A 23,526-nucleotide genomic window follows, 5' to 3' on the forward strand; every position below is an offset into this window, starting at 1 on the left:
TATATTACAAGTAGATAGTTAGATAATGATAATATCCGCCGTGGCTTGTCTTGCTTCGGTAAATAGACTTTATAATGCTAAGGAGCGATTCTATTGGGAAGAGTAGTTGGAACAGTTGCGAGAGGCCTACGTTGTCCTATTATCAATCAGGGGGACAATATCGAAGACATCGTTGTAGAAAGTGTATTAAAAGCCTCGGAGGTTGAAGGCTTTCAAATTAATGATAAAGATATTGTTTCCATTACAGAATCTATCGTTGCCCGCGCGCAAGGGAACTATGCAACCATCGATCATATTGCCAAAGATATTCACGCTAAATTCGGAGACGACACAATCGGTGTCATTTTCCCAATTTTAAGCCGAAATCGTTTTGCAAACTGTCTTCGTGGTATCGCCAAAGGGGCTAAGAAAATTATCGTCATGCTGAGCTATCCATCTGATGAAGTCGGTAACCACCTGATCAGCCTGGATCTTCTTGACGAAAAAGGCATTAACCCATGGACGGATGTACTCACAGAGCAAGAATTCCGCCAACATTTTGGCTACCAAAAGCACACATTCACAGGCGTCGACTATATTGACTACTACAAATCATTAGCTGCAGAATTCGGTGTTGAATGTGAGATTATCTTCTCTCAAAAACCAAAAACAATTTTACAATATACGAAGAACGTTTTAACATGTGATATTCACACACGTTTCCGTACAAAGCGTATCCTAGAAGAAAACGGCGCTGAAAAAGTGTACACGCTGGATGATATTTTATCAGAATCAGTAGACGGTAGCGGCTATAACGAAGAATACGGTCTGCTTGGTTCAAACAAATCAACGGATGACGGCGTTAAGCTGTTCCCACGTGACTGCCAACCAGTCGTTGACAATATTCAACGTATGTTACTTGAGAAAACAGGTAAAGTAGTGGAAGTCATGGTCTACGGAGATGGCGCATTCAAAGATCCAGTCGGCAAGATTTGGGAACTCGCTGATCCAGTCGTTTCTCCTGCTTACACACCTGGACTTGCAGGTAAGCCAAACGAAGTAAAATTAAAATATTTAGCAGACAACAACTTTGCAAACTTACGCGGTGAGGAGCTAAACAAAGCGATCTCGGAATTCATCGATAACAAAGATGAGGACCTCACTGGTTCAATGGAAGCGCAAGGGACAACACCACGTAAACTAACAGACCTCATTGGCTCTCTCTCTGACCTAACATCAGGCAGCGGAGATAAAGGGACGCCGATTGTCTTTATCCAAGGGTATTTTGATAACTTTACGAACACGTCTGTTGATTAACCATTTAATTGCATAAATCACAGGTAAGTAAAGGCTTGGAAACCACCTTTTTCATTGGACTATTTCCGGTCCGCTTTCGGCAACATATTTGCTACATTATTACCGGAGTTACAGATGTGTCTAGCAATGACTTTGTCATTGCTAGACACATCTTTTTCGGTCATCCTGTTGCGAATAGTTGCCTGTCGCGTACCTACAACGTTCAAGTGAAAAATGCAGCTGCTTGAAAAGAAAAGAATAGATGACTTTCTATAGGGGGTAAGTGCCCGAAGATGCAATTTCGGGCACTCTTGCACGTTGTATAAGATGTTCCCACTTTACTTTTAGCAAGTTTTATAAGAATGTGATACTTCCTAAAATAACAGTGAGAAGGGCCATGGTAAAAACTTCAGTCGCCAAAATTGTATCTTTGGCGGCTTTTATCCACGTAAAAAGCCAGCTATTCTTTCTTCCCTAAAAGCAGTAGCGCTTTGTGTATAAGTGTTTTTGGAGAGCGCTGGATGAACGACCACCATACGATTACCGGAAAAATGTATAGGGATGCGGCAAAGTCGCATCCCTATACATAAAACATAGCTCGGTAATCGTATAGAAGTCGTTCAATCTAAAGCGAAACCAAAGCTACTATACACAGAGTACCTAGTGTTTGATTAAGTTACTTTTTGGTAAATCAACAGGCGTGATTTTGCGCAAAAAAAGACTCCGAGCCACTATAGCCAGGAGTCATCAATCTATTCATTCTTTTGGTCCATCAGGAATATGGTGCACGGATGATACTTTCCACTCGCCATCTTCCTTCATAAACACAGTCACTTGACGACCGCTTGGATTTGTTTCTAGGCCGGTGGACAATTGTTTATACGACATCTTCATATTTGCATATACTTGGGCTTCCTCATCGGAATACTTAACAATTGTGACATTCGATACTTCATAATTCAAAGCGTACTCGCTAAACTGCTCTTCCATGAAAATACGTTCTTCCTCAATATCATAAGCATTTTTTGAAAGCATAGCCAAATGTCCATCTATGTCTTGTTCATTTAATGTATCGATATACATATTGAATGCAGATAAAACTTGGTCTTTCTCTTCTGTTGGTATACCCACAGCTTCTTCAATTGAGCCACCCATCATGTTGAAACCTACTTGCTTATCATCTACACCATGATCGATTGTCCCAAATCCTGCTACTGTTTCTCCATCATCGGCCGAGCCTGTGTTAGAAACTGTTCCCTCATCTTTATTACTACACGCACCCAACAGTAATAGCATTGACAGCATTGTAAAAGCAACTATTTTCTTCATTTTCTTCCTCCTTAGAAAAATACAGAATGAAAGGGCTCCTCCAAATGGAAGGCCCTCTCAACTGAATTTAAATTACTTGAATTACTTTACTTCCACCCAACCATTTTTAATTGCTGTGACAACCGCTTGTGTACGGTCGTTAACAGCCATTTTTTGCAAAATACTTGAAACGTGGTTTTTGACCGTCTTCTCGGAGATGAACAGCGTTTCACCGATTGTCCGGTTACTTTGTCCATCTGTTAATAGCTGCAACACTTCACACTCGCGTTTTGTTAGCAGGTGGAAAGGTCGGCGGATATCATTTTGTTGGAATGATCCCTTATGCTCGCGTTCGCTCAAGCGACGAAATTCGCTAACGAGATTATGTGTCACTTTTGGGTGTAGGTACGAACCGCCTGTTGCGACAACTTTAATCGCTTGAACAATCGCATCCGCATCCATTTCTTTTAGCATATAGCCAAGTGCTCCTGTTTTCAATGCATGTGACACGTAGGATTCATCATCATGAATCGACAGCATGATCACCTTTGCATCTGGATAGTCTTTAATCAGTTCTTCCGTTGCTTCGACACCGTTCATACGTGGCATATTAATATCCATCAGAACAACATCAGGTTCAAATTGTGCATAGAGTCCTTTTACTTCGCTACCGTCATCTCCTTCGGCAACAACCTCAAAAGAATCTTCAAAATCAAGAATTCTCTTTACCCCTTCACGGAATAATTGGTGATCATCTACAATTAAAATTTTCGTCATGTTCATTTCCTCCCATTACATCTAGTCAACAATTAGTTCATTTCGCAGTGGAATCCGGAAATAGATTGTTGTACCATTCCCAATTGTTGAGGTAATTGTCATATCACCTTTCAGCAATTCTATCCGTTCTCGCATTCCAATCAAACCAAACGATTTATCTCTCACTTCATTTTGATCGAACCCTCGTCCGCTGTCCTTGATGATAATATTCATTATATCGCGAAGCCATTCTATTTTCACCCAAATATCCTTCGATTCTCCATGTTTTAGTGCATTTGATACCGATTCCTGCACCAAGCGGAAAATTGACACCTCATAATCTGATTTAAAACGGTGTTCTTGTCCATTATTTTGAAAATGAATTTCAATATCTTGCTCATATTCCTCTACTGTCGATAAATATTTTTTTAGCGTCGGAATCAAACCAAGATCGTCAAGCGCCATTGGACGAAGATCATAAATGATTCGACGGACCTCATAAAGTGCCCCCCTCACCATCTCTTTCAGATCTGTCAGTTCAAGCAAGGCTAGTTCTGGTCCTTTTTCATTAAATGTCTTTTCAATCAACCCAGAACGAATCATCACATTCGCTAACATTTGTGCAGGCCCATCATGAATATCACGTGAAATCCTTTTGCGCTCCTCTTCTTGCGCCTGAATGATACGGATACCAAATTCCTGTTTATGTCTGGCTGTTTCCAAAGCTTCTCCAACATCTTTTAAATCCATATTCAAATAGTTAATGACCGTTGTCACTTGATTGACAAGATGATTAGCCCTTTCAATCGTCTCTAGAAGAGCCTTAAGGCGCCTATCTAATTCATCTCGGCGAATGCGTAACTGCTTCTCCTCCATCTGATTAATGGATAATCTAACAAGTAAATCATTCGCTACCTCATAAGATTCTCTGACCTGTGTCTCTGAATAATTCGTAAAGTTCTTTGAAACATCAGCAAGCCGTGTACGAGAATGGCGCGTCATACCTTCCAAATAATCACCTTCTGTTATTACCCGGGAAATATCAGCCTTGACCTCGGCTAGCTCATTTTGCATGTCTTCAAAGCTTTTGCGACTCTGTTCACTTATAATAAAGATATCGTTCTTTGATTGATCCATGACACGGACCATACTATTGAAGATGGTTTCAAGCGTTTGGATGTCGATTGTATTTTCCTTCATTCTATTTTCCTCCCGCCTGGAAAATCATGCAATAATATAAATAGTGTTATAAAAGTGTTGTAAGTATGATGAATTCCTTACACACTTCATTTAGTATATCATCATAAGAGCCATTAGATATTATAATTGTATTACAAGTGATGGAGGTGTCGCAAATGCGAGCAGATTATTACACAGTGAAAAATTATGGTGAAAATGAATTGATTATCCAAAAATCAAAATTTCTTACTTATGTGAAGCGTGCAGAAACAGAACAGGAGGCAATCGATTTCATTCAAGAAATCAAAAAAATGCATCACACAGCAACTCATAATTGTTCGGCGTATCTGATTGGTGAGCATGACAATATTCAAAAAGCGAATGACGACGGTGAACCGTCTGGCACGGCAGGGTTTCCCATGCTGGAAGTACTAAAAAAACAAGGCTTAAAAGATACAGTTGTCGTTGTGACACGCTATTTTGGAGGTATCAAGCTAGGTGGCGGTGGACTAATTCGCGCATATGGCCGCGCAACAACGGAGGGAATTGCCTCTACGGGCACGGTCTTACGGAAACTTCACCAGGCAATGAAAGTGACCATCGATTATACATGGCTTGGGAAAGTCGAGAACGAAGTGAGACAATCTCCCTATCCACTAAAAGAAATTACCTATGCAGATGGTGTCAATCTTTTTATGTATGTACCAGTCACCGAGGTAGATCCATTCACAGTATGGATGACGGAACTAACAAATGGTCAAGCTAATATTCTGTCACTTTCTAGCGAATTTCTCGAATTCGACACTTGAAATAGTATACGTTTTGCAAAATAAATAGTATAATAGGAAAGGTTGTAGTTTTTCGGCTGCAAGTACTCGGTATCTCGTAACTCTGTCATGTTTGTAACAAATGACAAATTTCTGTGACTTATATGATCAGCTATGGAAAAAAGAAGTTGTCGCATAGCCGATTCCGGAGGAAGTTTGAATGAAAAGAAAAGACTATAAAAAACAAAAAAAGTCGACTAGTAAGAAGCGGCTAGCTATGAAAGTTTCAATTTTGCTTACGCTATCACTTTTTATCGTCGTTGTAGCTTACGGCGCCTCATTACAAAAAAAAGCAGCTAATGTAGTGGAAAATGCATATGAGCCTATTCCTGAAAGAGTGAAACCTGAGGTTCGCGAAGCAAAGGTAGAACCCAAACAGGACAATGTATCCATTCTATTCATCGGTGTTGATGATAGTGATCAGCGCAAACAAGGTGATAGCAACAGTCGATCAGATGCATTACTTTTCGCTACATTAAATCAGGAAGATAAATCTGTGAAACTTGTTAGTATTCCGCGGGATTCTTATGTACATATCCCCAAAGTAGGCTATAAGGATAAGATTACACACGCCCATGCATTTGGTGGAACGAGTGCAACAATCGATACCATTGAAGAGTTATTCGACGTTCCGGTAGATTACTACGTAAAAATGAATTTTAATGCTTTTATTGACGTAGTCGATGCACTTGGTGGAATTGAAGCCGAGGTCCCATACAATCGAATTGAAAAAGATGAGAATGATAAGAATACCATCCATCTAAAAAAAGGGCTACAGCACTTAGATGGTCGTCACGCACTTGCACTCGCCAGAACACGTAAACTCGATACAGATGTCGAACGTGGTAAACGTCAGCAAATGATTTTGCAATCGATCATGAAAGAGGCCGTCTCTGTTAAGTCGATTACGAAGTATGGTGATGTCATTGAAGCGCTCGGTGACAATATGAAGACGGATATGACGTTTGATGAAATGAAATCGTTCTTGGAGTATGCCAAAGGGGGCTTGCCACAAGTCGACACCATTAGCTTGAAAGGCTATGACGATATGTCGACAGGTACTTATTATTGGAAACTCGATGAAACTGATTTGGCTGAAGTAAAACAGCTATTACAAGCACATCTAGAGCTCATTCCTAATTCATCTAACCTAACGGATGGTCGTACAAACTTAACCGGCTCAGCAGCTGATGAAGCTTCCGAGGATTTTTATAATGAATAAAAACAAAAGCGCAAGCGCCTGTCGCCCTAGGCGCTGGAGCCTAGACGCGAAATCTCTATTCCCTAAACAATCAAAAATACCAGGCCATGTGCCTGGTATTTTTTTGTTACTTTCCCTACTCATAAATAAAAAAAATCCGACCATACTACCTGAATGAGCTAGGTAGAGGTCGGATTATTATTTATTTTCCTATCATGCGAACCAGATTCAACAATGGGCGGTAGTTCGTACCTGCAAGACCAATGACTTCAACAAATAACTCAATTGTAATGAGCATCACAACGATGAGTAAAATGGCCCCCCATACCGTTGCTTGTGAAAAGAGGATTGCCGCAACACCGAATAAAATAGCGATTCCATAAATCACTAACACTGTTTGCCTATGAGAAAAACCTACACGTAGTAAACAGTGATGTAAATGCGATTTATCTGGCGCCATAATTGGTTGTTTTGTACGTATACGGCGAACAATCGCGAAAAAAGTATCAGAAATTGGAACACCTAACATAATAATTGGGATAATGAGTGATACAACCGCAACGTTTTTAAATCCTAGCAAAGCTAACACCGATATCATGAAGCCCAAGAATAATGATCCTGTATCCCCCATGAAAATTTTGGCCGGATGGAAGTTATAAAACAAAAATCCGAATGAGCTTGCTGCAAGAATTGCTGCCGTTGCAGCAACAAACACGTTCCCCATGATCATGGCCATGACTGTAATGGTAATCAGTGCAATTGTCGATACACCGGCAGCCAGTCCATCCAAGCCATCGATTAAGTTAATGGCATTTGTAATACCAATAATCCAAATGATTGTGATAGGAATACTTAAATAACCAAAATTGACCTGTAGTTCAGTAAAAGGTACATTGATAACTTCGATTTGTAAACCGCCCCAGATTACAACAACAAAAGCTGCTGTCAGTTGGCCGGCAAGTTTTATTTTCGCAGTAATTTCAAACATATCATCCAAGAATCCCGTCACAATAATGATGAGGGCACCGATGAGAATGGCAGTAGAATGTCCATCATCATCTACTGGTCTTAATATGAAGTAGCCAATCAGAAATGCACCAAATATCGCAAGACCACCTATACGCGGCATAACGGATGCATGTACTTTCCGGTAATTCGGATGATCCACCGCACCAATTCGGATTGCGAATTTTATGACGAGTGGAGTCAATAATATGGAGGCTACAAAAGCAGCAGCCATTGCAAGGAATAACATGTCCTTCCTCCCTATAATTAATTACGCCCCGGCGTAATTACGTCCGGATTTTTTTCGTGCAGGCTCGAAAACCTCACCTAAAAAAATCCATGACATCCGCCGGAGGCTTTGTCTTCATACAGCAGGGATTGAACACATCCTGCACAGGAAATCAAACCGCATTCATCCCGCCACATATAGAGGTGGAATGTCTTCTGCTGGATGAAGACAAATCGTTAATTTATCAAATCAACAGTATTATAGCATGTTTGAATATAAAAAGCATACTACTAATCAATTAACTTCCTTGTTGCACTTCCCCATTGGTCTTATCTTTCCCTCTTCCTCCTCACCCTATCCTGTCCATTTAGTTCAATTGGGCATTGTTTCCCTTTGCCTTATATATGTAAATATCAGCTTAAGGTAGTCATTTACCATTCTTTTTGATAAAATAGGAAGGGGTCCTTTAAAGGATAGAAAAAAGGAGCGTTCATTCATGCTATCAATATTCAAACGTTCAAATCAAACGAGCGAAAAACAACTTCGGAAATACCGAAAGATTGTTCAACAAATAAATAAATTAGAATCCACATACGAAGTGATGTCGGACGAACAACTTACAAATATGACAGACATATTTAAAGAAAGAATCCAATCGGGCGAAACAGTTCAATCCATCACTCCAGATGCTTTCGCTGTTGTTCGTGAAGCTTCAAAAAGAATACTCAACATGCGTCATTTTGATGTACAGCTAATCGGTGGGCTCGTCCTAACAGAAGGTAACATCGCTGAAATGCCAACTGGTGAGGGTAAAACACTTGTTGCCTCCCTCCCTTCCTATGTGCGCGCACTCGAAGGAAAAGGTGTCCACGTCATTACTGTGAACGACTACCTTGCTAAGCGTGACTACGAACAGATTGGACAAATTCATCGTTTTCTTGGTCTAACGGTTGGATTGAACGTACCGATGATGCAAGGACCTGCCAAACAAGCTGCCTATAATGCGGATATTACGTACGGAGTCGGAACCGAATTTGGTTTTGATTATTTGCGTGATAATATGGCACAGCAAGTCGCACAACAAGTTCAGCGTCCCTACCATTTTGCCATCATTGATGAAGTAGATAGTATACTCGTTGACGAAGCAAAGACACCGTTAATTGTAGCGGGTAAAATGCAAGCGGATGCGGATCTTCATTATATTGCTGCACGTCTTGCAAAACGCTTTAAACAAGGGGTCGATTTCGATTTCGATGATGAAACGAAAGCCACTTCACTAACCGATACGGGTATTGAAAAAGTTGAAAAAGCATTTGGCATCGACAATTTATATGAGTTAGAACACCAAACGCTCTATCATTATATGATTCAAGCCGTTCGTGCTTATGTCATTTTTGAACGCGATGTTGACTATATTGTACGAGAAGAAAAGATTGAACTCGTAGATATGTTCACAGGGCGCATCATGGACGGTCGTACACTTTCTGACGGCCTTCATCAGGCGATTGAAGCAAAAGAAGGTCTGCCTATCACTGATGAAAACAAAGCACAGGCGCAAATTACGATTCAAAACTATTTCCGCATGTACCCACAGCTTTGTGGGATGACTGGTACTGCGAAAACGCAAGAAAAAGAATTCAATGAAGTGTACGGGATGACTGTTATTCAAATTCCAACAAACCGCCCACGCGCACGTATTGATTCACCTGACCAAGTCTATGAAACAATTGACCAAAAGTATAAGGCTATGGCACTAGAAGTCGCTGCACGCCACAAAAAGGGACAACCTGTCCTTGTTGGTACAACATCTATTTTACAATCAGAAAAAGTTGTCGAATACCTGAAAAAACATAAGCTTAACTTCAACTTACTCAATGCCAAAAGTGTTGAGCAAGAAGTGGAACTTATTTCTCAGGCTGGACAACTTGGACACATTACCGTTGCAACAAATATGGCAGGGCGCGGAACAGATATCGTACTTGGTGAAGGTGTCGAAGAAAATGGCGGGCTATTCGTACTCGGTACAGAAAAGCACGAAAATCGTCGCATCGATAACCAGCTCCGAGGTCGTTCAGGACGTCAAGGCGACCATGGTGAAAGCCGTTTCTTCTTATCTCTAGAGGATGATATGTTTAAACGTTTTGCCAAAGAAGAAATTGAAAAGTTTCTCAAAAAGGTAATAACTGACGAAAATGGACTTGTCCAAAATCCAGAAGTTGATGAACTAACGGAACGCACACAACGGATTGTTGAAGGTGCTCACTATTCGATGCGAGAATACAACTTAAAACTTGACGATGTTATTAATGATCAACGGGAAGTTGTCTATTCGTTGCGCGATAAAGTAATTGGCGGCGAAGGCGTTCTGGAACAGTTAAAAACGATGCTTACTGAAACAGTAGAATTTGTCGTTTACGATAGTTGTCCTGAGGAGGACACTTCTGATAACTGGGATTTCGAGCGGATTGAAAGAACGATGAATAGTCTACTGCTGGAGCCAATCGCTATTCCACGCACACTTGAAAAAACATCGGACATTCTGAAATTTTATGAAGAGCCGCTAAATAATTTACTGGCCTATATTGATTCATTCGAAGAGAACGCACAGGTCACCCAGATGATTCCACAAGTCATGCTAGCCCATATTGACACGATGTGGGTGAAGCACTTGGAAGTCATGACGCGCCTTAAAGAAGGTATTGGATTACGTTCTTATGGACAGGAAGACCCGATGCGTATTTACCAGCGTGAAGGACTCGAGTTATTCGGTCGTCATTACCAAAAATTACGTCGCAATATCGCTTCCGAAGTGATCGGCTTTACAAAAATGCTTACAGAACAACAGGAGGTACAACAATGAAACTTTTCTCTTTTTTTAAACAAGCTGAAAAAAAAGGCTCAGATAGTACAGTCGGTTCTGATGAAATCATTGAAGGCGTAGATAAAACAACGAATACGGATGAGGTGGAAACAACACTCTCCCTTCACCCGGAATGGGATGTGCCACAGGAGCAGGATTATGTCTTCCGCTTCCTTTCCAATGAACTTGAACCACTTAAGCCAAACCAGATTTCCCTATCAGGGATCGACATTGACGTTGAACCAGCCAATGGTAGCTGGCTCGTTAAAGCATTTTTCCGTTCTTCACTGGATCAGGAAATTTCGGTTGGATCAGTCGAACTCATGCTACTTGATGCTGAAGGGAAAACACTTGCATCAGATGAATTCAACTTAGAAGAACTTGGTAATATTCCGGCCCGTAGTGCAAGACCATGGGTATTCGTCTTTACAAAAGAAAATATCTTTGCAGAACAACCACCGACAGAAAACTGGAAATTAGCATTCAATGTCCAATCGATGGTGCCACATAAACTTGAATTGGACCAAGTATGGGAAGATGGTTTGACAGACGAGCAAAAAGAAGGACTTACGAAAGTAGTCGAAGGTCTCCCTAAATTGAAACCCCGTGAAGTAAATATTAGTGGGTTCCAAGTAAAACAGCAAGAAGATGGCGGCATAGCAGCTTCTGTTTTCATCCGAAATGGTCACTCAAAGCAAATTAATATCGAAAAGCTTCCCCTTGAACTAATCGATGCAGCTGGTGATCTTGTTGCGAGTGGCTCGTTTGCACTCAATCCGCTATCGGTAAAAGCAAACACATCTAAACCATGGACATTTATCTATCCACAGGAATTGATACAAAAGGCAGAACCAGACTTGTCCCGCTGGACAGTCCGTGTTCCACAGCAAAATGCTTAATTAGACAAACAAAAGGCTCCATACTAAGTCCGAACACCGACTTAGTATGGAGCCTTTTGTCTAATCATTTCCTTCACTATCTTTATAAAGATTAAAACACCGAGTCTCCCTTATAGGACACCCGGTGTTGTGCATATTATTATTTTAGTTAGCTGAAGCAACTGAATTTAAGACACGTTTAGCGCCTATGTAACGGTCGCCCCAATAGTAAGGGTCATTTAACTTATCTACCCGTACACCTTTTGAAGTTGAAGCATGTGCGAATTCACCATCACCTATGTATATACCTACATGTGAAACACCTTTACCTGTTGTATTGAAAAATACAAGGTCGCCTACTTCTAAATCTGCTTTGTTAACAGCTACTCCTGATCCGTACATACCGGATGAAGAACGTGCAAGACTAACGCCATGTTCTTTGAAAACGTAACTAACATAGCCTGAGCAGTCAAAGCCGCTTGTAGTTGTACCACCATAGCTGTACTTAACACCTATTAAACTTGTAGCGGTTTTCGTAATGTCGGCTGATACTGATGAAGCTTCAGCCTGTCCAGTGAAAGAAACGGCGAATAACAGAAATGTCATTGCAATAATTACAATTGATTTTTGCGTCTTAACTATAAGCTTCATATGTTCCCCCAATGGATTATTTTATCTGAAAAACTATCTGAAACAACCTTAACATGTTTTAAACACTCTCTACATTACATTCCTGTAACAAATCCGTTACATAACATGTCATTAATCTACATTATGAAATATAATTGTCTTACTAGTGGTTTATAGTGATAGAAAAAGGGAATATAAGAAGAAGGACAGAGTAAAATGGAGGCGGGTGAAGTGAAAGAGGTCTTTCATGAAACATACGGCCTGACTGGATTGATAACGAATGGTCATTTTGAAGCATTTAGTGAATGGCGACACCCACTAAACAGATACTTCAAAAGTGACCATTTCGATCCAGCTGCCGGAGATTATGAACCTATCCAAAGAGACAAACAAAGAACACGAATTGAAGGTAAACAGTGCACAACGACACTTGTCTGGATTCATGATTCACACGAAAAAGAGGAGCATAAACAGTTATAGGCGCTGCCACTACACTTCTATTATATATACAAAACCGCATTCCACCCAGGGAATGCGGTTTTCTTATGATTCGTACTATTATGTCGGAACTATGAAGAGGGGGTGAACAAACTGTGAACATTCTCCACATTCCATTAGACATAGGGTTTTCCCTAATTCCCGTATTTCACCATTTGACTATGATAAAAGTATGACGAACTACTTCATCATGAAGAGGGGGTGTAACAATGGGGAAAGGAACTCCAAAGCAACAACAGTCCAGTCATAGTGAATCTGAAGTTAGTTTGAAAGGAACTTTTATTGCTGTCATGTTAATAGGTGTCTTCATTCTTGTATCTTGGTTCGGGCTGTACGCACTATTTCTATCTAGATAATGACTATGTCAGGAGGGTAACGCATGCATTTACACAAGTATGAAAAAATTTGGCTTACTTTCGGAGTAGGTTCACTCGCACTATTTTTGGCTATTATAGGATTTGCCGCATTCTGGAAAGGCACACATCCACAAAGCCATTTCGAAAAAATTGATCCGCAGAATGTCGAGGCACATGATGCTTTTAAGCCCGAAAACCTCGGTCTTCATGAAGTAGCAGACGGTAAATATATCGTCAATATCGTTGCTTCTGCATTTAACTATAATATGGGAGTCGATGCAGACGGTAACGCTGTTAAAACGATTCGCGTACCAAAAGGATCTTCTGTCCTCTATCAAATCACAACAACAGATGTTGTACATGGCTTTAATGTTGCTGGTACAAACGTCAATATGATGGTCGAACCGGGACATATAAGCCGCTATGAGGCTGTTGCGAAAAATGCCGGTGAATTCACGATTGTTTGTAACGAATACTGCGGCATCGGTCACCACCTGATGTACGGAACAGTGGAGGTGTATGAGTAATGGCAACAACGGAATTAAAACTATCTAAAAAAGAATCTAAGTTATACATGTCCTTTATGTACGTTACGTATACAGCATTGCTCATCGGTGGTTTAATGGGGCTCTTACAAACATTCGTCCGCTCCGGTAAGTATACATTACCATTCAATATCGATTACTATACTATTCTAACTGTACACGGCGTCATTCTCGGTCTTGTTCTTACAACGTTTTTCATCATCGGCTTCCAATTCTCACTTATGGGGAAAACAGTTGGTATTTCCAACAAGCAGATGAAGGTTGCATGGTTCTCCTTCTGGATAATGGTTATCGGAACAGTTATGGCTGCTACTACGATTCTTGTTGGTGAGGCTTCTGTTCTATACACATTTTATGCACCACTACGTGCACATCCAGCGTTTTATATTGGCCTTGCACTTGTGATTGTAGGTAGCTGGGTTGCGGCATTCGTCAACTTCCGCCAGCTTTATGTATGGAAAAAAGCACATAAAGGTGAAAAATCACCTTTGCTTGCATTTATGGTTACCATCAATATGATTATGTGGTTCATCGCTTCTCTTGGGGTTGCATCATCAGTTCTAATCCAGTTCATTCCATGGTCACTCGGCTACTCTGAAACGATTAATGTCTTATTAAGCCGTACATTGTTCTGGTATTTCGGACACCCACTTGTCTATTTCTGGTTGCTTCCTGCTTATATGGCTTGGTATGCAATTATCCCAAAAATTATCGGTGGAAAGTTATTCAGTGATTCACTTGCTCGATTAGCTTTTATTCTATTACTAATGTTCTCAATTCCGGTAGGATTCCACCATCAGCTCACCGAACCTGGTATCGATCCTACGTGGAAATTCATCCAAGTTGTCTTGACATTTATGGTGATCATTCCATCACTTATGACTGCGTTCTCCATTTTCGCTACATTTGAAGAAACGGGTCGTAAAAAAGGATTTACTAGTCTTTTTGGCTGGTTTAAGAAATTACCGTGGAAAGATGTACGTTTTCTTGCTCCATTCATCGGAATGGTTGCATTCATTCCAGGTGGTGCGGGCGGTATTGTCAATGCATCCTATCAAATGAATGCACTTATCCATAATACAATTTGGGTAACAGGTCACTTCCACTTAACTGCGGCAACAACAGTTATTTTAACATTTTTCGGAATTACGTACTGGCTTGTTCCACATTTAACAGGCAGAAGACTAACGCCGAAGTTAAATAAACTCGGAATTATTCAGACATTTGTTTGGACAATTGGTATGACGATTATGTCTACTTCTATGCATATCCAGGGATTGCTAGGCGGACCACGTCGTTCTAATTTTTCCGAATATGCTGGCGGCGAACAGGTAGCCACTTGGATTAGTTATCAAGTTTCACAAGCAGTTGGCGGAACAATTCTTTTCATCGGTATTCTCTTGATGATTCACATTTTTATCCAACTCACATTCTTTGCACCACGTGGCGTTGAAGAATATCCGATTGCACAAGAATCAGAAGATGCACAACCTACACCGAAGTTTCTTGAAAACTGGTATTTATGGATTGGTATTACGATTGCGCTTATCTTGTTCGCATACACAATTCCAGTTATCGATATTCTGAAATATTCACCCCCAGGCTCAATTCCATTCGATTGGCCGATTGGTAGGTAACTATTTCAACAGGTACGCCTGTTGATTAACCAAGCTTAATCAAATACTAGATGTTCTATGTTCAGTCGCATTTGGTTTTGCTTTGGATTGAACGACTTCTAAACAATTACCGGGATGTTTTATGTATAGGGATGCGACTTCACCGCATCCCTATACATTTTTTTCGGTAATCATATGGTGGTCGTTCATCCGTCGCTCACGAAAAACACTTGTACACGAAGTGCTAATGTTTTTGCGAATGAGGGAATAGAGGGACTTCTTAACTGGAGAAGGCCGCCAAAGATACAATTTTGGCGACCTAAGCTTTTACCATGGTCTCTTCTATTATTATTTTAGGTGTGTCATTTTCTATAAGGCTCGCTAAAAGTAAAGCAGGGATAACTTGTATAATGTGCAAGTGTGCCCGAAATTGCATCTTCGGGCACTTACACACTATAGAAAGTCATCTATTCTTTTCTTTCCAAGCAACTGCATTTATCACTTAAACATTGCAGGTACGCGACAGGTAACTATTCAGAACAAGATGACCGAAAAAGGGGTGGCGAGGAATGACGAAGTCATTTCTCACTACCCCCATTCTTCCTCGGTAATTATGTCTTGAATAGTTAGCCGAAAGCGAACCGGAAATGACCTAGTAAAAAAGGGAGTTTTCAAGTCTTTGTTTGTCTGTGATGTATTCAAGTAAAGGTTCTATCAATAGACGTGGTAAAAAGGATTAATTACCGTCGTTCGCTACACGCTCCACTGCTGCTGCTACGTTTTGGTGGACGTTCGGGTCAAGTGGGTGCGGAACAAGATCGCCCGGCTTTGTACTATCGACGATAGCTAGTGCTGCTGCAATCAGCATTGGGTAAGTGATTTCTTTCGCATAGGCATTGAGGGCACCCCGGAAAATACCTGGGAAGCCTAGAATATTATTGACCAAACGACCATCTGCTGCAAATGCTGCGCCTGCTTTCAGCGCCTCTTCTGGTGTAATTTCAGCATTCGGATTAGATAATGCCAGGATAATCTGTCCTTTACGTACCATTTCTGGCTTGATAAGCCCGGCAACACCTGTTGTCGCCACAATAATATCGCATGTCTTCATGAGTTCGTCTAACGAATCTAAGACGGTTCCACCATGTTGAACCAGTCGCTCGCATGCTTCTACATTGCGGTCAATACCGCGCATCTCTTTCACACCGTAAGCCATGAGCATACGGCTGATAGCAAGTCCAGCGGCACCTAAACCAATTTGTCCAACAACCGAATCAGCAAGCTCCACGCCTGATTGCTTACAAGCAGATAGGACAGAAGCCAGTGTCACGACAGCCGTACCATGCTGGTCATCATGCATAACTGGAATAGACAGCTCAGCTTTCAAGCGTTCTTCAATCTCAAAGCAATGTGGTGATCCAATGTCTTCAAGTAAAATGCCACCAAAGCTTTTATGGATATGCTTCACTGTTTCAACAACCTGATCGGGATCACTTGTATCCAGTAAAATTGGAATGCCACTTATACCCGCAAATTGATCGAATAAGACAGCCTTACCTTCCATGACTGGCATGCCCGCTACTGGTCCGATATTACCAAGACCTAGAATTGCAGTCCCATCTGTCACAATCGCAACAGTATTTGAAATGCCCGTAAAGTATCTTGCTTGCTCTGGATCGTTCTTAATGACTTCACAAACGTTTGCAACGCCTGGTGTATAGACGCGGCGTAAATCTCCCAATGAACGGATTTCAAATCGCCCTTTCATATGGATTTTACCGCCCTCATGCGCTTGCAAGACATCATCTGTCACAGCGTGAACACTGATTCCTTCTCCTATCTCATTTATCGCCTCAACGATTGTCAACAAATGCCTTTCATTCAAACATTGAACGGCAATATCACGTATTGTTGATAATGTTCCTACCTTAATCGTCTGGATATCCCCTATATCACCTTCTAATTGACCAATCGCCATGGCCACCTTGGCAAAATTGCCCGGCACTGAAGGCGTTTCAATAATAAGATTACGCATAAATTGAACTTGTTCCACTGTCAAAAAACCTCCCATTGAATTCCTCATTTACTATTTTACACATAGTATGTTACCCGGACAACCCATCTAATCTAGATATATTGAAAAGCCGTAATCCGATGAGTAATTCAACAGATTACGGCTCTATCGCCTACTATATTTGCACTGTTTCGCCTTTTTTCTATAGGGAGAAAAAAGCGAAACAGCATCTCGGAATATTTCGAGCAGTCTATTCTGAAAAGGTAGCTACTCATCTAATTCGATTACAGCACTACCTTTTCTGCAAATATATGAAGATACCTATATTTTTTATCGTTATTCGATAGCAAATCGCTTGACTGATACTTCCAGTTCGTTGGCAAGATTAGATAGCTCCGTCACGCCTTCTCTCATTGCTTCAACCTGATGGGAGGAGTGCTCAGCAGATGCTGTTGTTTGCTGCACGCCCGCAGCCGATTCTTCAGCGATTGAGGCAACTTCCGTCACGCCTTCCGTCAATTTACTGCCAATTTCTTCGAGGTGATGAAGATCTTTGGACATGACGCTCGTCTGTTCATTCATTGTTGTCACTAGCTCTGAAATCTCCTCAAATACGATGCCGGTATCAAGCACTTTTTGTTTGCCGTCTGTAACGCTTGTGTAACCACCTTCAAGTGCTGTGACAGCACTTGAGGATCCTTCCTGCACGTTATTAACGATTGTTGTAATTTCACTAACAGAATCAGCAACCTGTTCTGCAAGTTTCTTCACTTCGTCAGCTACAACAGCAAATCCTTTGCCATGCTCTCCCGCGCGTGCTGCCTCGATTGCTGCGTTAAGTGCAAGTAAGTTCGTTTGCCCTGCAATTTCACTGATGACTGTGACGAGTGTTGAAATCTCTTTCGTCTGATTATCTAACTGTTTAATCGTTTCAACAGAGTCATTAACTACCCCGTAAATGGTATTCATTTGTTGAACGGAGCTCTCCATCATGTCATTACCGCTTGCTGTTCTCTCCAAGATGGCTCGTGAAGATGCAACCACTTGCTCCCCTGCTTCATTGGCATGTTGAATATCTTCAAAAACGACTCCGACCATTTCAGCCATATTTGAAGCAGTATTCGCCTGTGCTTCTGACCCTGCAGCAAGCTGTTCCATCGTTGCAGCAATTTGATTGGTCGAGTCACTAACAATCGCAGACGTTTCAGTCAACTCTATACCTCTACCATTCACTTGACGGGAAATAGCAAGCGTATCAATCAAAATATTTTGCATCGCTTCTCTCATTTTATTGATGGAATGGACTTGCTGCCCCACCTCGTCTTTTAACTTCGTTTGAAGAGGAGGATCGTTTAAAATCCCTTCTGCCATTCGTTCCATTCGCTGCGAAACCATTACTACTGGCCGTGAAATACTTCGCGCCATAAAAAAACTAATGATAACTGCAAGCAAAATAACTAAAATTGCAATGACAATGTTTATAATTTGTGTTGTTTCACCATATTTGGTATTGCTCATACTATCAGCTACTATAAAATCTTGTCGCTCTGTAGCAAGCGCATTGAAGCCTTCCATTATTTCATGCGCAAGTGGCTCCGCAATTTCACGATCTATTCGTCCAGCCTCCAGATTTTTTCTTGCTTTAACGGCTGGAAATACTTGCTCCACCAATACTTGCCTCCACTCAATACTCGCCGCAATCAAACGCCCCACTTCTTCAGATTTAGTAGTCTTTTCAAGTTCATCCTGAAGTATTTTACTTGCTTCAGTTAAACGGTTGAACTCATCAAGATACTTCGTATCTCCGTACAACATATACCCCCTAGACATAGCAACCCGTTCAGCTATATTTAAAGTAAGTCGTGAATCTGTAATAAGCATAGGTAATTGCTCATTCGTTAGATCGCTAGATGATGCAACAAGACTTTTAATGCCCGTGGCTCCATATAACGCCAACATAACTACTAGTACAATTACTAAACCAAAACCGGACCATATTTTCGCACGAATCGTCTTCAATCTTTTCCACTCCCAACCAGCATATTTACTTAATTATAATGAATTCATTGTCACAAAAGATGGAATTTTGTCACATTTTTATTTACACTCTAAATTATAGCATATCTCTCAATTATATCTAGATAAATAGAACTACTATTTCAGAAAAAATTATTTAAATGACCTATATCTATTGTATCAATAACTTTGTTTAGACGATTCCCCTACTTTTCAGTTATAATGAAAGATGGTGCATTTCGTTACATTAATTACTTCAAGGAGTTGCAATCTAATTGTCTATGCAAAAAAACTTCATCATTGGACTTATGCTCTTCGCTTTGTTCCTTGGTGCGGGTAATATCATTTTTCCACCACTTCTTGGACAAATGGCCGGAGAAGAACTATGGATTTCGATGGTGGGTTTTCTCATTACTGGTGTAGGCTTACCTCTTGTAGCTGTGCTGGCGATTGCCTATTCGGGCGGTAGCTTGCAAACAATCGCTTCACGAGTGAACCCTACTTTTGGTATTATTTTCACATTGGTCATCTATATGGCCATCGGTCCGTTTTTCGGTATTCCTCGAACAGCAACAGTTTCCTATGAAATTGGGATTGTCCCATTTCTACCTGCTAGTGTTTCGAGTGCAGGCTGGCCACTTGCCGTATTTACCATCGTCTTCTTCATCATCACACTGGCACTTGCGCTAAATCCTGCGAAACTTGTCGATCGCATTGGTAAAATACTAACACCTATCTTATTCCTTGTAATTGGGGCACTAGCTGTGAAAAGTGTTGTATCGCCGATGGGGAACATCGGACAGGCACAAGGCGAATATGTAACAAGTCCATTTTTCCGTAGCTTTGTTGAGGGCTATTTAACTATGGATGTCATTGCCGCACTTGTCTTCGGTATTGTCGTCATTAACGCGCTAAAAGCAGAAGGCGTGACCGAACGACCTGCGATTATGAAAGCGATGGCCATTGCCGGGGTTGTCGCTGCTGCTGGACTCGCACTGGTCTACATATCACTCGGATTTATCGGAGCGACGAGCGTTGATGCCATTGGACTACAAGATAATGGGGGCGCAGTGCTTGCACTTGCATCTACCGTCATGTTTGGTTCTTTTGGAACGACTATCCTAGCATTGACCATCATTTTCGCCTGTTTGACAACATCCATTGGTCTAGTCTCTGCCTGTGCTCAATTTTTTGTACAATTGCTGCCGCAGTATTCCTATAAGACCTTTGTCTTCATCTTTGCAGGCTTCAGCGCATTGGTGGCTAACGTTGGATTGACACAACTGATTTCATTCTCAGTTCCAGTCCTGCTTATGGTATACCCACTTGCTATTGTACTAATGCTTATGTCGTTCATCGACAAATGGTTTGACAGGCAACCAATTGTCTATATTTTTGCGCTTGTCGCAACTACATTCGTTAGTGTTTTTGACGGATTACGCGGGGCTGGTATCGATATCAAGCCTGTTACATCGATACTTTCCCATCTCCCGCTCTATGAACAGCAGATTGGCTGGCTCGTTCCAGCAATTGTCGGAGCACTCATCGGTGTCTTCCTCAGACCGCTGTTTAAAAAACGGGTTTAGTTTTCAGAACTTTCGGCATCCGATTCCAAAAGATGCTATAATGAATGAATATTCATTTTGGAGGGATACAGGATGGCAATTGATTTTGGGACAATGCAGATGACTGATATTTGGTATGAAATCGATGTAAAATTGAACGAGGAAACAGGGCCGATTGAGGGGATGAACGTCTCCTATTCATTCGACTTATCTGGTGAGGACGGCGGATTATTCGGATTGAAACTGACAGACGGCAAGTCGAAGACAATCTCCGGAGATCCAGGCGAAGTCGATTGTGCACTTACGATGAGTGTCAAAGATTTCAAGAAGTTATTGGCAGGCAATTTGAATTCAACCGCTGCCTTTATGATGGGCAAACTCAAAGTAAAAGGTAATATGGGCCTTGCATTAAAACTTGAAGGATTATTGAAACAGTATTCGTTTTAAATAAAGTGAACCGGCTTCTACTAACAAGGGAAGCCGGTTTTTCATTCGACAACATGATGTTGTACCTATTCCAAAATAACCATTAAGTATTTTGAACTATTTCGTGATTGTCGTAACAAGTCGAATCCTGTATACTGAAAGTAAAATTGAAAAAAGGCGGGTTTTGCAAATGAAAAAAACAAATCAAATTGCCCGGAAATTATCCGCATTGATCATCGGTCTATTCTTGGTTTTATTTACAGCCTATACAATCGTCACAAGTGCGATTTTACATAAACAAAGTATTCAAGATGCCGAGGAGGCCGCAATTAGTAATACTGAATTATATGCTTCTATGATGAGTGACCGATTGAAAAAAACGAATGAAATGCTCCATACAACAAAACATATTTTTGAAACCTTACAGGCACAAGGTAATTTGACTGCCAACGAAATCATTAGTGTCATTGAAAATAATTTAGCAAACCACGAAGATGCTATGGGAATGGCTGCGATTTTTGAAAAGGGCTCCATTCCAATTGAACCTTCTGTCAATAGTAATCTAGTCGATCGGGCACAGCGCTTTATTCCTTATCTTTATAAAGATGGAGACTTGATTCATGTCGAAGGGCTTAGTGACTATGAGATTGAAGGTGAAGGAGATTGGTACTTGATTCCCAAAAAGGACAAGCGGGCTATTTTAACAGAGCCTTATGATTATAGTGCCGGTGGTGAAATCGTTCCTATGACAACGATTTCTGTACCATTGATCACGAAGTCGGGTACTTTTTTCGGTGTGCTGACAACAGATCTGTCTATTGATTTTTTAAATGACTTAGTCAACACGATTGAACCGGAAGGCGGATATGCCAGCATTATTACAGAGGCAGGATTTTTAACGGCCAACAGCCTAAATGAGGAATTGAACGGCACAAATATGCGGGATACCTTAGATTGGGATGCTATTAAAAATACACTCCATACAGGTGATATTTCAACTCTCTACGTCGATTCTAATCGGCTAAATGAAAACTCCTTTAACGTATTTGCACCTGTAGTACTGCATGATATTTCCGATACGTGGGCTGTGCAAACCGTTGTACCGAAATCAAAAGTATTGGAAACGTATAATGCTATTTTATTCTTAACCATCATTTCTGCAATCGTCATGGTCGCGGCTATGTCGACCGCTACTTTTTGGTTCATCTTTAAGCAATTAAAGCCGCTTGCATATTTACGTGATTCCATTGAAACGGCAGCCGCTGGTGATTTGACGAAAAATGTCGATGAAAAATATATTCAATCCGATGAAATTGGCGCGGTTGCGCTAGCCTATAACCATATGCTACAACAGACCAATGATGCCATTCATACCGTCTTGGACTCTGCTACTCAACTTAACCAGTCATCCAGTCAGGTACATGAGGTGTTTGAAGAAATTGTGGCTTCGAGTCAGGAAGTATCACTGGCAACTGACGAAATTGCACACGGTGCATCCAAGCAATCGGAGGATACAGAAGAAACAAGCGGACGCATTTTCGACCTATCTGACCAAATGGATTCACTCGCTGTTCTATCCACTAACATGAACGATTTGTCCAAGCAAACAGGTGAGTCGACCGAAATTGGTATGACAGAAGTACGAAGGCTACGCGAACACAATGCTGCTACGAATGAAATGAATGCAAAAGTACAGCTACAAATTGAAACGCTAACGGCGAAAATAACAGACATTAACCAAGTCATTGCGTCTATTCATGGCATTACTGCACAAACAAATTTGCTGGCACTCAATGCCAGTATTGAAGCTGCACGTGCCGGCGAACATGGTAAAGGCTTTGCGGTCGTAGCGGAAGAAGTACGAAAGTTAGCTGAGCAATCGCGCTCCGAAACGGACGTCATTCAGCAAACAGTTCAAGAGATTCTACTCGAATCTCAACAAACAGTTGAGGTCATTACGGCCAATATTCAATTGATGGAGGACCAAAATCAGTCTGTAACGAGCACAGAATCTTCCTTTGTCCAGAATGCAGAGCTGGCACAGCAAATGGGAGAATCTATCGACGAGTTAGCTACTAAGCTTGCAGATATGATGGAACATAAAGACCAGGCGTTACTAGCTGTTCAAAGCGTTGCCGCCATTTCAGAACAAACTGCTGCCTCTGCTGAACAAGTTAGTGCTTCTGCGGCGGCACAGCAAGGTGAGCTTGAACGCGTCGCAGATTCTACGAATCATATGCACACCATTGCGCAAGAGCTACAAGAGGTTGTGAATCGATTTAAGTTGTCGTAATGCTATTTTTTAGTTTGAGAAAACCGGCTTCCGTTTAATAAGGAGGCCG

The 23,526-nt window shown here is 41.2% G+C and carries 19 protein-coding genes; 12 read left to right on the forward strand and 7 right to left on the reverse strand.

Going from position 1 to position 23,526, the window contains the following annotated elements:
- Nucleotides 1–93: 93 nt before the first annotated feature.
- Nucleotides 94–1,296: a coenzyme F420-0:L-glutamate ligase gene (locus N1I80_RS17175; protein WP_340739058.1), complete on the forward strand. Its 1,203-nt coding sequence runs from the start codon at nucleotides 94–96 to the stop codon at nucleotides 1,294–1,296.
- A gap of 735 nt (nucleotides 1,297–2,031) precedes the next feature.
- Here N1I80_RS17175 and N1I80_RS17180 read toward each other — a convergent pair.
- From N1I80_RS17180 to N1I80_RS17190, 3 genes are all read right to left on the reverse strand, one after another.
- Nucleotides 2,032–2,604: a nuclear transport factor 2 family protein gene (locus tag N1I80_RS17180; RefSeq protein WP_340739059.1), complete on the reverse strand. Its 573-nt coding sequence runs from the start codon at nucleotides 2,602–2,604 to the stop codon at nucleotides 2,032–2,034.
- A gap of 81 nt (nucleotides 2,605–2,685) precedes the next feature.
- The gene (locus tag N1I80_RS17185) at nucleotides 2,686–3,360 is read right to left on the reverse strand and encodes a response regulator transcription factor (RefSeq protein WP_340739060.1); all 675 of its coding nucleotides are present in this window, start codon (nucleotides 3,358–3,360) and stop codon (nucleotides 2,686–2,688) included.
- A gap of 21 nt (nucleotides 3,361–3,381) precedes the next feature.
- The gene (locus tag N1I80_RS17190) at nucleotides 3,382–4,539 is read right to left on the reverse strand and encodes a sensor histidine kinase (RefSeq protein ID WP_340739061.1); all 1,158 of its coding nucleotides are present in this window, start codon (nucleotides 4,537–4,539) and stop codon (nucleotides 3,382–3,384) included.
- Between the two features lie 155 nt (nucleotides 4,540–4,694).
- On the opposite strand from N1I80_RS17190, the gene N1I80_RS17195 reads away from it, so the two are divergent.
- Together N1I80_RS17195 and N1I80_RS17200 are read left to right on the forward strand one after the other, a co-directional pair.
- Nucleotides 4,695–5,327 (forward strand): YigZ family protein, encoded by a 633-nt coding sequence (locus N1I80_RS17195; protein WP_340739062.1) that lies wholly within the window; start codon nucleotides 4,695–4,697, stop codon nucleotides 5,325–5,327.
- 178 nt (nucleotides 5,328–5,505) lie between these two features.
- Nucleotides 5,506–6,567, forward strand: a complete 1,062-nt coding sequence (locus tag N1I80_RS17200) for an LCP family protein (RefSeq protein ID WP_340739063.1) — start codon at nucleotides 5,506–5,508, stop codon at nucleotides 6,565–6,567.
- A 181-nt stretch (nucleotides 6,568–6,748) separates the two neighbouring features.
- Here the strand turns inward: N1I80_RS17200 and N1I80_RS17205 are convergent, their stop codons facing one another.
- On the reverse strand, nucleotides 6,749–7,801 hold the full coding sequence (locus tag N1I80_RS17205; RefSeq protein ID WP_340739064.1) for a glycosyltransferase family 4 protein: 1,053 nt from the start codon (nucleotides 7,799–7,801) through the stop codon (nucleotides 6,749–6,751).
- A 475-nt stretch (nucleotides 7,802–8,276) separates the two neighbouring features.
- On the opposite strand from N1I80_RS17205, the gene secA2 reads away from it, so the two are divergent.
- Together secA2 and N1I80_RS17215 are read left to right on the forward strand one after the other, a co-directional pair.
- Nucleotides 8,277–10,640: an accessory Sec system translocase SecA2 gene (secA2, locus tag N1I80_RS17210; RefSeq protein WP_340739065.1), complete on the forward strand. Its 2,364-nt coding sequence runs from the start codon at nucleotides 8,277–8,279 to the stop codon at nucleotides 10,638–10,640.
- Nucleotides 10,637–11,539, forward strand: coding sequence for an accessory Sec system S-layer assembly protein (locus N1I80_RS17215; protein WP_340739066.1), 903 nt, complete (start codon nucleotides 10,637–10,639; stop codon nucleotides 11,537–11,539). The genes secA2 and N1I80_RS17215 overlap by 4 nt, the downstream gene beginning before the upstream one ends.
- A gap of 144 nt (nucleotides 11,540–11,683) precedes the next feature.
- On the opposite strand, the gene N1I80_RS17220 is transcribed toward N1I80_RS17215, so the two are convergent.
- The gene (locus N1I80_RS17220; protein ID WP_340739067.1) at nucleotides 11,684–12,169 is read right to left on the reverse strand and encodes a C40 family peptidase; all 486 of its coding nucleotides are present in this window, start codon (nucleotides 12,167–12,169) and stop codon (nucleotides 11,684–11,686) included.
- A gap of 210 nt (nucleotides 12,170–12,379) precedes the next feature.
- On the opposite strand from N1I80_RS17220, the gene N1I80_RS17225 reads away from it, so the two are divergent.
- The 4 genes from N1I80_RS17225 (at nucleotide 12,380) to N1I80_RS17240 (ending at nucleotide 15,184) form a co-directional block, all read left to right on the forward strand.
- A complete protein-coding gene (locus N1I80_RS17225) occupies nucleotides 12,380–12,628 on the forward strand; it encodes a hypothetical protein (protein ID WP_340739068.1) in 249 nt (82 codons plus the stop codon).
- 227 nt (nucleotides 12,629–12,855) lie between these two features.
- Nucleotides 12,856–13,002 (forward strand): cytochrome c oxidase subunit 2A, encoded by a 147-nt coding sequence (locus N1I80_RS17230; protein ID WP_340739069.1) that lies wholly within the window; start codon nucleotides 12,856–12,858, stop codon nucleotides 13,000–13,002.
- Nucleotides 13,003–13,025: 23 nt separating this feature from the next.
- A complete protein-coding gene (locus N1I80_RS17235; protein WP_340739070.1) occupies nucleotides 13,026–13,529 on the forward strand; it encodes a cytochrome B5 in 504 nt (167 codons plus the stop codon).
- On the forward strand, nucleotides 13,529–15,184 hold the full coding sequence (locus tag N1I80_RS17240) for a b(o/a)3-type cytochrome-c oxidase subunit 1 (RefSeq protein WP_340739071.1): 1,656 nt from the start codon (nucleotides 13,529–13,531) through the stop codon (nucleotides 15,182–15,184). Before N1I80_RS17235 ends, N1I80_RS17240 begins: the two co-directional genes overlap by 1 nt.
- A gap of 715 nt (nucleotides 15,185–15,899) precedes the next feature.
- Here the strand turns inward: N1I80_RS17240 and N1I80_RS17245 are convergent.
- Together N1I80_RS17245 and N1I80_RS17250 are read right to left on the reverse strand one after the other, a co-directional pair.
- Nucleotides 15,900–17,198, reverse strand: a complete 1,299-nt coding sequence (locus N1I80_RS17245) for an NAD-dependent malic enzyme (protein ID WP_340740081.1) — start codon at nucleotides 17,196–17,198, stop codon at nucleotides 15,900–15,902.
- 315 nt (nucleotides 17,199–17,513) lie between these two features.
- Nucleotides 17,514–19,196: a methyl-accepting chemotaxis protein gene (locus N1I80_RS17250; protein ID WP_340739072.1), complete on the reverse strand. Its 1,683-nt coding sequence runs from the start codon at nucleotides 19,194–19,196 to the stop codon at nucleotides 17,514–17,516.
- Nucleotides 19,197–19,474: 278 nt separating this feature from the next.
- On the opposite strand from N1I80_RS17250, the gene brnQ reads away from it, so the two are divergent.
- The 3 genes from brnQ to N1I80_RS17265 all read left to right on the forward strand — a co-directional run bounded on the left by brnQ (nucleotide 19,475) and on the right by N1I80_RS17265 (nucleotide 23,477).
- Entirely contained in the window at nucleotides 19,475–20,779 is a 1,305-nt protein-coding gene (brnQ, locus tag N1I80_RS17255) for a branched-chain amino acid transport system II carrier protein (RefSeq protein ID WP_340740082.1), read from the forward strand.
- A 72-nt stretch (nucleotides 20,780–20,851) separates the two neighbouring features.
- Nucleotides 20,852–21,205, forward strand: coding sequence for an SCP2 sterol-binding domain-containing protein (locus N1I80_RS17260; protein ID WP_340739073.1), 354 nt, complete (start codon nucleotides 20,852–20,854; stop codon nucleotides 21,203–21,205).
- A 169-nt stretch (nucleotides 21,206–21,374) separates the two neighbouring features.
- A complete protein-coding gene (locus N1I80_RS17265; protein ID WP_340739074.1) occupies nucleotides 21,375–23,477 on the forward strand; it encodes a methyl-accepting chemotaxis protein in 2,103 nt (700 codons plus the stop codon).
- The last annotated feature ends 49 nt before the right edge of the window (nucleotides 23,478–23,526 follow it).

It is taken from the genome of Sporosarcina sp. FSL K6-3457 (assembly GCF_038007285.1).
Lineage (GTDB): Bacteria > Bacillota > Bacilli > Bacillales_A > Planococcaceae > Sporosarcina.